This window comes from Streptomyces milbemycinicus (genome assembly GCF_002154605.1).
Taxonomy (GTDB): domain Bacteria; phylum Actinomycetota; class Actinomycetes; order Streptomycetales; family Streptomycetaceae; genus Streptomyces; species Streptomyces milbemycinicus.
On the sequence record NZ_MUNE01000200.1, the window covers coordinates 21,914 to 33,186 of the forward strand.

General features: G+C 74.6%; 1 protein-coding gene. It reads left to right on the forward strand.

Annotation, left to right across the window (positions count from 1 at the left end):
* Positions 1-132: 132 nt before the first annotated feature.
* On the forward strand, positions 133-11,273 hold an 11,141-nt coding region (locus tag CCN51_RS59235), incomplete at its 3' end, for a type I polyketide synthase (RefSeq protein ID WP_086859718.1).

An 11,273-nucleotide genomic window follows, 5' to 3' on the forward strand; every position in this document is an offset into this window, starting at 1 on the left:
CGGCCGGTCGCGGCCCCGGTCGGTGGCCCCGGCGCCACCCCGGCCGCGTATGTCCGGTGGGTTCGGTCGCGACGAATCCCTCCCCTGCCGGTGCGGATTGCCTGCCGCCAGCGTCGAGACGGGTTGAGTGAGATGGACAACGAACAGAAGCTCAGGGACTATCTCAAGCGGGCGAGCGCCGATCTGCGGCGGACCCGGCGCCGGCTCGGCGAGATCGAGGCCGCGGCACAGGAGCCGATCGCCATCGTCGGCATGAGCTGTCGCTACCCGGGCGGGGTGAACGGCCCGGAGGACCTGTGGCACATGGTCGAGTCCGGTGCGGACGGCATCACCGCCCTGCCGGCCGACCGGGGCTGGGATCTCGGCGAGCTGGCCGGGACGGCCGTCTCCGGCGGATTCCTGGATTCGGCTACCGAGTTCGACGCGGACTTCTTCGGCATCTCGCCGCGCGAGGCGCTGGCGATGGACCCGCAGCAGCGGGTGCTGCTGGAGGCCGCCTGGGAGGCGTTCGAGCGGGCCGGTATCGAACCGGGCACCCTCCGTGGCAGCCGCACCGGCATGTTCGTGGGCGCGATGGCGCAGGACTACCGGGTGGGCCCGGCCGACGGTGTGGAGGGCTTCCAGCTCACCGGCAACACCACGAGCGTCATGTCCGGCCGGCTCTCGTACACCTTCGGTGTCGTCGGACCGGCCGTCACCGTGGACACGGCGTGTTCGTCGTCGCTGGTGGCCCTGCATCTGGCCACCCAGTCGCTGCGCGCGGGGGAGTGCTCGCTGGCGCTCGCGGGCGGCATCACCATCATGTCGAGCCCGGCCACCTTCATCGAGTTCGGCCGCCAGGGCGGGCTGTCGGCCGACGGCCGCTGCCGTTCGTTCGCCGACACCGCGGACGGCACCGGCTGGGCCGAGGGCGTCGGCGTACTCGTCCTGGAACGGCTGTCGGACGCCCAGCGCAACGGACACGAGGTGCTGGCGGTGGTGCGGGGCACGGCCGTCAACCAGGACGGCGCGTCCAACGGCCTGACCGCGCCCAACGGCCCTTCTCAGCAGCGGGTGATCGAGCAGGCGCTGATCAACGCACGGCTCTCGGCCGACCAGATCGACGCGGTGGAGGCGCACGGCACCGGTACGACGCTGGGCGACCCGGTCGAGGCCCAGGCGCTGCTGGCCACGTACGGTCAGAGCCGGGGCGACCGGGGCCCGTTGCTGCTCGGATCGGTGAAGTCGAACCTCGGGCACACGCAGGCCGCGGCCGGTGTCGCGGGCATCATCAAGATGGTGATGGCGATGCGGCACGGGGTGCTGCCGCGCACCCTGCACATCGACCGGCCCTCGACCCATGTGGACTGGGAGTCGGGCGCCGTGGAACTGCTGACCGAGCCGACCGCCTGGCCGGTCACCGGGGAGCCGCGCCGGGCCGGGGTCTCCTCGTTCGGCATCAGCGGCACCAACGCCCACACCGTCATTGAACAGGCCCCCGCCGAGGCACCGGCCGAGGACGAGCCGACCGGGTCCGACGGCGCCGCGGCCGGGCCGGGCGGCATTGCGGCCGGGCCAGGCCCGGACGCGGACCCCGCCGGGGTGCCCGAACCCGTCGTGCTGCTCGACCCGGGCGTGGTGCCGCTGCCGGTGTCGGGCCGGACCCCCGAGGCGCTGCGGGAGCAGGCTGCCCGGATCCACGCCCACCTGGACGCGCGTCCCGGGCTCGGCCTCGCCGACCTCGCCTTCTCGCTGGCCACCACGCGCGCGGGCTTCGAACACCGGGCCGTCGTCACCGCGGGCGATCGCGCCACGGCGGCCGCCGCGCTGTCCGCGCTGGCCTTGGGCGATTCCCCCGCCGGCCTGGTCAGGGGCACCGCACGAGCCACACGGAAGCTGGCGTTCCTGTTCGCTGGGCAGGGCAGCCAACGGCTGGGCATGGGGCGCGAGCTGGCGGAGCGGTTCCCGGTGTTCGCCCAGGCGCTGGACGCCACCGTCGCCGCGCTGGACACCTGGCTCGACCGCCCGCTGCGCGACGTGCTCTTCGCCGCCGAGGGCACCCCCGAAGCCGCCCTGCTGGACCGCACCGCATACGCCCAGCCCGCGCTGTTCGCCGTCGAGATCGCCCTGTTCCGGCTGGTCGAGTCCTGGGGCATCACCCCCGACTTCCTGGCCGGGCACTCCATCGGGGAGATCGCGGCCGCCCACGCCGCCGAGGTGTTCTCGCTGGCCGACGCGGCGCGGCTGGTCGTGGCGCGCGGCCGGCTGATGGAGGAGCTGCCGGCCGGCGGGGCGATGGCGTCCGTACAGGCCACCGAGTCCGAAGTGGCGCCGCTGCTGACCGGGCGCGCCGACCACGTCTCCATCGCGGCGGTCAACGGCCCCTCGGCCGTCGTGGTGGCGGGCGACGAGGACGCAGTGGCCGAGATCGAGGCGCACTTCGCGGGCGAGGGCCGCAAGACCAAGCGGCTGCGGGTCAGCCACGCCTTCCACTCGCCCCGTATGGAGCCGATACTTGCGGAGTTCCGCGCCGTGGTCGCGGAACTCTCGCCGCAGGCGCCCGTCGTGCCGGTGGTATCGAACCTGACCGGCGCCCAGGCCACGGTGCAGGAGCTGACGTCCGCCGACTACTGGGTCAACCATGTACGCCAGGCTGTGCGGTTCTCCGACAGCATCGGCTGGCTGCACGGACACGGCGTCGACACATACCTGGAACTGGGCCCCGACGGCGTCCTGTCCGCGCTGACCCGGACCTGCCTCGAAAACACCGCCACCGACGGGGATCTGGGCGGGGACGCGGAGGGGGGCTCCGACGGGCCCGGCGCCGCCGTACCGCTGCTGCGGCCGGGCCGCCCCGAGCCGGTGGCCCTCACCGCCGCCCTGGCCGGGCTCTACGTACGCGGCGTCCCGGTCGACTGGGACCGCTACTTCGCCGGGACCGGTGTCCGCCGGGTGGACCTGCCGACCTATCCGTTCCAGCGCCGGAGGTACTGGCCCAAGGCCCTCGCCACTCCGGCGGGCGACATGCGGGCCGCGGGCATGGGTGCCGCGCACCACCCCCTGCTGGCCGCCGCCGTGTCCCTGGCGGACTCCGACGGCTTCCTGCTCACCGGCAGGCTCTCCCTGCGGACCCACCCCTGGCTGGCCGACCACGCCGTGCGCGGCACCGTCATCCTCCCCGCGACGGCCTTCCTGGAACTGGCCATCCGCGCGGGTGACGAGGTCGGCTGCGACCGGGTCGAGGACCTGACCCTCGCCGCGCCACTGGCACTGCCCGAACACGGCAGCGTCCAGGTGCAGATGTGGGTCGGCGGCCCGGACGAGTCCGGCCGGCGGACCCTGAACCTCTACTCCCGGCCCGACGGCGACGGCGAGGGCACCGACGAGCTGCCGTGGACCCGGCACGCCACGGGCGTGCTCACCACCGGCGGACACGACATCGCCTTCGACACCGCCCAGTGGCCGCCCGCCGATGCGCAACCCCTCGCGCTGGACGGCCTCTACGACCGGCTGGCGGCGGAGAACGGCCTCGAGTACGGGCCGCTCTTCCAGGGGCTGCGGGCGGCCTGGAGACGCGGTGCGGACACGTTCGCCGAGGTGGCGCTGGAGCCTTCGGCCCAGGCCCCCGACGGTTCGTTCGGGCTGCACCCCGCACTGCTCGACGCCGCCCTCCACGCGATGCTCGCCGACCCCGGCCGGGACCCGGACCCCGAGGGCCGGGGCACCGCCCTGCCGTTCTCCTGGGAGGGCGTGTCCCTGCACGCGACCGGCGCGTCCGAGATACGCGTACGGATGTCCCGAGCCGCCGACGGCACCCTGTCGATCGCGGTCGCGGATCCCTCCGGCCAACCCGTCGCCTCCGTCGAGGCGCTGACGCTGCGCGCCCTGCCGGCCGGCGCCCCCGGAGACGGTGCCACGGCCGGGCGGGACTCGCTGTTCCGCGTGGACTGGACGCCGTTGCCCGCTTCGGCGACGGACGGGACACCGGCGGTGGCCGCGTCCGGGACCGTGGTGGTGCTCGGCCCGGATGTCCTGGGGCTCGCCGAGGCGCTTCGGGCCGCCGGCACCGAGGCGCGGGCCCACGACGACCCGGCCGCCTTGACCGATCCGGCTGCCCTGATCGACCCGGCCGCTCTGACCGGGCCGGATGGCGCATCGCCCGGTACGGTGCTGGTCCCGGTGCTCGGCGACACCGCCGGGGAGATGGCCGACGCGGTCCGTACGCTGACGTCACGGGCGCTTGACCTGCTGCGCGTCTGGTCGGCCGAGGAGGGGCCCGCGGGCACCCGGCTGGTCTTCGTGACCCGTGGGGCGGTGGCCGCCGACCGCGGAGCAGCCGCGTCCGGGGAATCTCGCGGCGAAGACACCGGTGCGGTCGACCTCGCCGCGGCCGCCGTCTGGGGCCTGGTGCGCTCCGCGCAGGCCGAGGCGCCCGGCCGCTTCACCTTGGTGGACCTGGACCCCGAGGACCCCTCGGCCATCCTTCCCGCATTGGCACTGACGGCGGACGAACCCCAATTGGCCGTCCGCCAGGGCACCGTGCTGGCCCCGCGGCTTGCCCGGGTCACCGCGCCCCTGCCGGACGCGGCGGACACGCGAACCGCTACGGATCCGGAGCCCGGCTGGAACACCGACGGCACGGTCCTGATCACCGGCGGCACCGGCGGTCTTAGCGCCCTGGTCGCCCGCCATCTGGCCGCCGAGCGCGGCGTACGCCATCTGCTGCTGCTCAGCCGCCGCGGCGGCGCGGCCGAGGGCGCCGCCGGCCTGGTCGCCGACCTCGCCGACCACGGGGCGGACGCGACCGTCGTGGCCTGCGACGCGGCCGACCCAGCCGCGCTGGCCGCCGTACTGGCGCGGATCCCCGCCGAGCATCCGCTGACCGCGGTCGTCCACGCGGCGGGCGTGCTCGACGACGGCATGATCGGCTCGCTGACGGCCGAGCGTATGGACGCCGTGCTGCGGCCCAAGGTCGACGCGGCATGGGCCCTGCACCGGGCGACCGACGGTCTTGAGCTGTCCGCGTTCATCGTCTTCTCGTCGCTGGCCGGCACAGTCGGCACCGCAGGCCAGGGCAACTACGCGGCGGCCAACGCGTTCCTGGACGCACTCGCCCGCCACCGCAGGTCCCAGGGCCTGCCGGCCCAGTCCCTCGCCTGGGGGCCCTGGGCCCTGTCGGATGGGATGACCGGCTCCCTGACCGAGACGGACCTGCGGCGGCTGACCCGCATGGGCACCCCCGCCCTCTCGCCCGAGCAGGGGCTCGCCCTGTTCGACACCGCGGTTTCCAGCGGCCATCCTGTCCTGCTTCCCGTACGGCTCGACCTGGCAGCGCTGCGCGCCTCTGCCGACGTACCGCATCTGCTGCGCGGACTGGTCCGCAAGGCCCACCGCCGGGCGGTGGTGGCGGGCTCGGGGACCGCCTCGGGGCTGGCGCAGCGGCTGGCCCGACTGGACGGCGACCAGCGCACCCGGGCCATGGTGGACGTGGTCCGCCCCCAGGTCGCCGCCGTACTCGGCCATGCGGGCCCCGAGGCCGTGGACCCGGACCGCCCCTTCCAGGACCTGGGGTTCGACTCGCTGACCGCGATCGAGCTGCGCAACCGGCTGAGCGAGGCCACCGGGCTGCGCACCTCGGCCACCGCCGTCTTCGACTACCCCACGGTCACCGCGCTCGCCGTGCACATACGCGACGAACTCCTCGGCAGCCGTGCCGCGGCAGCCCCCGACCCGGCACGGCCGAATCCCGTCACGGCTGCCGAGGACCCCATCGTGATCGTCGGCATGGGCTGCCGCTATCCGGGCGGCGTCGGCTCGCCCGAGGACCTGTGGCGGCTGGTCAGCGAGGGCACCGACGCGATCTCCGGGCTGCCCGCCAACCGCGGCTGGGACCTGGAGACGCTGTACGACCCGGACCCCGACCACCACGGCACCACCTACACCCGCGGGGGCGGATTCCTCTACGACGCGGGCGAGTTCGACGCGGCCTTCTTCAATATGAGCCCGCGCGAGGCGCTGGCCACCGACACCCAGCAGCGGCTGCTGCTGGAGACCTCCTGGGAGGCGGTCGAACGGGCCGGGATCGACCCGGTGTCGCTGCGTGGCAGCCGGACCGGTGTGTTCACCGGAGTGATGTACAACGACTACGGCACCGTGCTCGCGGGCGGCGGCGACTTCGAGGGCTTCCTGGGCAGCGGAACGTCCCCGAGCGTGGCCTCGGGCCGGGTGTCGTACACGCTGGGTCTGGAGGGCCCGGCGGTGACCGTGGACACCGCGTGTTCGTCCTCGCTGGTGGCCATGCACCTGGCGGCGCAGGCGCTGCGGGAGGGCGAATGCTCGCTCGCGCTCGCCGGCGGCGTCACGGTGATGTCGACGCCCGCGTCGCTGATCGAGTTCTCGCGGCAGCGGGGGTTGTCGCCGGACGGGCGGTGCAAGGCGTTCTCGGAGTCGGCCGACGGTGTGGGCTGGTCCGAGGGCGTGGGTGTGGTGGTGTTGGAGCGGCTGTCGGACGCGCGGGCCAACGGGCATGAGGTGCTGGCCGTGGTGCGGGGTTCGGCGGTCAACCAGGACGGTGCGTCCAACGGTCTGACGGCGCCGAACGGCCCGTCCCAGCAGCGGGTGATCCGCCAGGCGCTCGCCACTGCCGGTCTGTCGGCCTCGGATGTGGACGCGGTGGAGGCGCATGGCACGGGCACCACGCTGGGCGACCCCATCGAGGCGCAGGCGCTGCTGGCCATGTACGGGCAGGACCGCGAACAGCCCCTGTTGCTCGGGTCGGTGAAGTCGAACATCGGGCACACCCAGGCCGCGGCGGGCGTGGCGGGTGTGATCAAGATGGTGATGGCGATGCGGCACGGTGTGCTTCCGGGCACGCTGCACGTGGACGCGCCGTCGTCACATGTGGACTGGGAGACGGGCGCGGTCGAGCTGCTCACCCGTGCGGTGGAGTGGCCGTCAACGAGCCGGGTGCGCAGGGCGGGTGTGTCCTCGTTCGGGATCAGCGGCACCAACGCCCACCTGATCGTCGAACAGCCCGCGCCGCCGACCCCCGAGCCCGAGGAGACCGCATCCCGGGGTGGCAACGGCTCCGTTGTCTGGCTGCTCTCCGGCCGTGGCCGCGCGGCGCTACGGGCGCAGGCCGCCCGCCTGGCGGCCCGCGTGGACACCGACCCCGGGCCGGACGCCGCCGATGTCGCGCTCTCGCTCGCCACCACCCGCTCGGCCTTCGAACAGCGCGCCGCCGTGGTCGCGCCGGACCGGACCGGGCTGCTGCGGGCGCTGGCCGCGCTCGCCGAGGGCCGCCCCGACCCCGCCGTGGTCGAGGGCGAGTCGGGCGGCACGGACAAGCTGGCGCTGCTCTTCTCCGGCCAGGGCAGCCAGCGGGCCCGGGCGGGCCGGGAGCTGTACGCGGACTTCCCGGTGTTCGCCCGGGCGCTGGACGAGGTCTGCGCCCAGCTGGACCCGTACCTGGACCGCCCCCTGCGCGAGGTGCTGTTCGCCGACGAGGGCACGCCCGAGGCCGAGCTGCTGGACCAAACCGGCTGGACGCAACCCGCCCTGTTCGCCGTCGAGGTGGCGCTCTTCAGGCTCATGCTCTCGTGGGGCGTCCGACCCGACTACGTCGCCGGCCACTCGATCGGCGAACTGGCGGCGGCCCACGCCGCCGGTGTGCTGTCCCTCCAGGACGCCTGCGCCCTGGTGGCCGCGCGGGCCCGGCTGATGCAGGCCCTGCCCGCCGGCGGGGCGATGGTGTCCGTACAGGCCACCGAGGACGAGGTGGCACCGCTGCTGGCCGGCCGGGACCACGAGCTGGCGGTCGCCGCCGTGAACGGTCCGTCCGCGCTGGTCCTCTCCGGCGACGAGGAGGCGGTTCTCGAGGTCGCGGCACACTTCCGCGACCTGGGCCGCAAGACCAAGCGGCTGCGGGTCAGCCACGCCTTCCACTCGCCCCGCATGGACGCCATGCTCGACGGCTTCCGCGAGGTGGCACAGGGCCTGGTCTACGCGGCGCCGACCATCCCGATCGTGTCGAACGTGACCGGCGAGATCGTCACCGACGAGCAGATCCGCACCCCGGACTACTGGGTGGAACACGTCCGCGGGACGGTCCGCTTCGCCGACGGCGTACGCACCCTGCGCGACGCGGGCGCGACCACCTTCCTCGAACTCGGCCCGGACGGCGTCCTGTCCGCGATGGCCGAGGACACGCTCGGCGAGGAGTCCACGGCCGAGGCGGTGCCCGCCCTGCGGGCCGACCGCGCCGAGGAGCCGACCGTCGCGGCGGCCCTGGCCAAGCTGCACGTCCGCGGAGTGCGCGTGGACTGGCCCGGGTACTTCGGCGGCAGCGGGGCACGCCGTGTCGACCTGCCGACGTACGCCTTCCAGCACGACTTCTACTGGCCCGACACCGCCGCCGCGCCCCTGAGCCCGGAGGCGGTCGCGGATCCGGCGGACGAAGCGCTGTGGAGCGCGGTCGAGCGCAGGGACGCGGCGGAACTGGCCACCGTGCTGGGGCTGGAGGACGAACACCACGCATCGCTCTACGCGCTGCTGCCCGCGCTCTCCACCTGGCGCCAGAACCGGCATGAGAAGGCCGTACTGGACTCCTGGCGGTACCGGGTGGAGTGGCAGCCGCTGCGGGTGTCCACGGCATCGGTGGCGGCCGGCACCTGGCTGGTCGTCACCGCGGACGGGGCGCCCGACGACCCGTTCCAGGACGACGTGGTGGAAGCGTTGCGCGTCCATGGCGCCCGCGTCCACCGGGTGGTGCTGGACGACACATGCGCCGACCGAGCCGTCCTGGCCGAACGGCTCGGGGACGTTCAGGGAGACCTCCAGGGCGACGTTCAAGGAGCGGACGGCGCCGCGGACGGGGTGCGCCTCGACGAGGTGTCCGGAGTGCTCTCGCTGCTGGCCGTCGCCGAACACCCCGCCCCCGACCAACCGGCCCTGCCCGCCGGACTGGCACTCACCGTCGCCCTGGTGCAGGCGCTCGGTGACCTCGGCGTCACCGCCCCGCTGTGGAACGCCACGCGGGGCGCCGTGTCCACCGGGCCCTCCGACCCGGTCACCAGCCCGCTCCAGGCGGCCATCTGGGGTCTGGGACGGGCCGCCGCCCTGGAACACCCCGGGCGGTGGGGCGGACTGGTCGACCTGCCCGGGGTGGTCGACCGGCCCGCTGCCCAGCGGCTCATGAGCGTGCTGGCCGGATCCACCGAGCCCGCCTCGGCCCACCACGACGAGGACCAGGTGGCGATCCGCGCCACCGGCGTGTCCGCCCGCCGACTGGCCCACCGTACGGTGGACGACCTGCCCGCCCCCCGCGACTTCACCGCGCGCGGCACCCTCCTGGTCACCGGCGGCACCGGCGCCCTGGGGGCCGAGGTCGCCCGGTGGCTGGCGCGCGCCGGCGCCGAACACCTGGTGCTGACCAGCCGCCGGGGCGCACAGGCCCCCGGTGCGGATGAGTTGCGCGCCGAACTGGAGGCCCTGGGAGCCGGGGTGCGCATCGTGGCCTGCGACGCCGCCGACCGCGGCGCGCTGGCCGCCGCCCTCGCGGACCTCCCCGCCGACTCCCCGCTCACCGGGGTCGTGCACACCGCGGGCATCGCCTCGGCCGCACCCCTGGAGGGCATGGCGCCCGCGGAGTTCGAGGAGGCGGTCGCGGCGAAACTGGCCGGGGCCGCCCACCTCGACGCCCTGCTGGGCGACCGCGACCTGGAGCTGTTCGTGCTGTTCGGCTCCATCGCGGGCGTATGGGGCAGCGGCGGCCAGAGCGCCTACGGCGCGGCGAACGCCTACCTGGACGCGCTGGCGGAACACCGCCGCGCCCGCGGACTCGCCGCCACCTCCGTGGCCTTCGGCCCGTGGGCCGAGTCCGGTATGGCCACCCACGACGCGATGGCGGACGGCCTCAAACGGCGCGGCCTGCGCTTCCTGGCACCCGAGCGGGCCATGGCCGAACTGCGCCGCGCCGTGGTGCACGGCGACACCACCGTGACCGTCGCCGATGTCGACTGGGACCGGTACCTCCCCGTCTTCACCTCCGTACGGTCGAGTCCGCTGCTCGGCGATCTGCCCGAGGCCCGGGAGCAGGCACGGGCACAGGCGGGCGAGCGGCCCGCGTCCGGGGCCGCGGACGGTGCGTCGGAGCTGGCCCAGCGGCTGCACGGGCGCACCGAGGCCGAGCAGGAGAGGCTGCTGACGAGCCTGGTCCGCGCCGAGGCCGCCGCCGTACTCGGGCACGCCTCCGCCGACGGCGTACCCGAAGAGCGCGCCTTCCGCGACCTGGGGTTCGACTCCCTGACCGCGGTCGAACTGCGCAAACGCCTGGTCACCCTGACCGGCCTGAACCTGCCGAGCACCACGGCCTTCGACTACCCGAGCCCCCTGGCCCTGGCCCGGCATCTGCGCACGCTGATCCTCGGCACCGGGGCGGCCGGCACCGGGCCCGTGGCGCTCTCCTCGGCCCACGACGACGAGCCGATCGCCATCATCGGGATGAGCTGCCGCTTCCCCGGCGGCGTACGCTCCCCCGAGGAGCTGTGGCGGCTCGTGGCCGACGGGACCGACGCCATCTCGGAGTTCCCCGCCGACCGCGGCTGGGACACCGCCGCGCTGTACGACCCCGACCCCGACCGGGCGGGCAGGACGTACTCGACACTGGGCGGCTTCCTGGACTCGGCTGGCGAGTTCGACCCGGCGTTCTTCGGGATCTCGCCGCGTGAGGCGCTGTCCATGGACCCGCAGCAGCGGCTGCTGCTGGAGACGGCCTGGGAGAGTTTCGAACGGGCCGGCATCGACCCGCGGTCGCTGCGCTCCAGCCTCACCGGCATTTTCATCGGATCGACCTTCCAGGACTACGGCACCGGGGTCGCGGACGGCACCGAGGGCCACATGGTCACCGGGAGCAGCCCCAGTGTGCTCTCCGGCCGGCTGTCCTATGTGTTCGGCCTCGAAGGCCCCGCCGTCACCGTGGACACCGCGTGTTCGTCGTCGCTGGTGGCCCTGCACCTGGCGTGCCGGTCGCTGCGCGACGGGGAGAGCTCGCTCGCCCTGGTGGGCGGCGCGACCGTGATGGCCACCCCCGCCTCGTACCTCGCCTTCAGCCGCCAGCGGGCGCTGGCCGTGGACGGCCGGTGCAAGGCCTTCTCCGACGCCGCCGACGGCATGACCCTGGCCGAGGGCGTCGGCATCCTGCTGGTCGAACGGCTCTCCGACGCCCAGCGCCACGGCCACCCGGTGCTCGCGCTGGTCCGCGGTTCGGCGGTCAACCAGGACGGTGCGTCGAATGG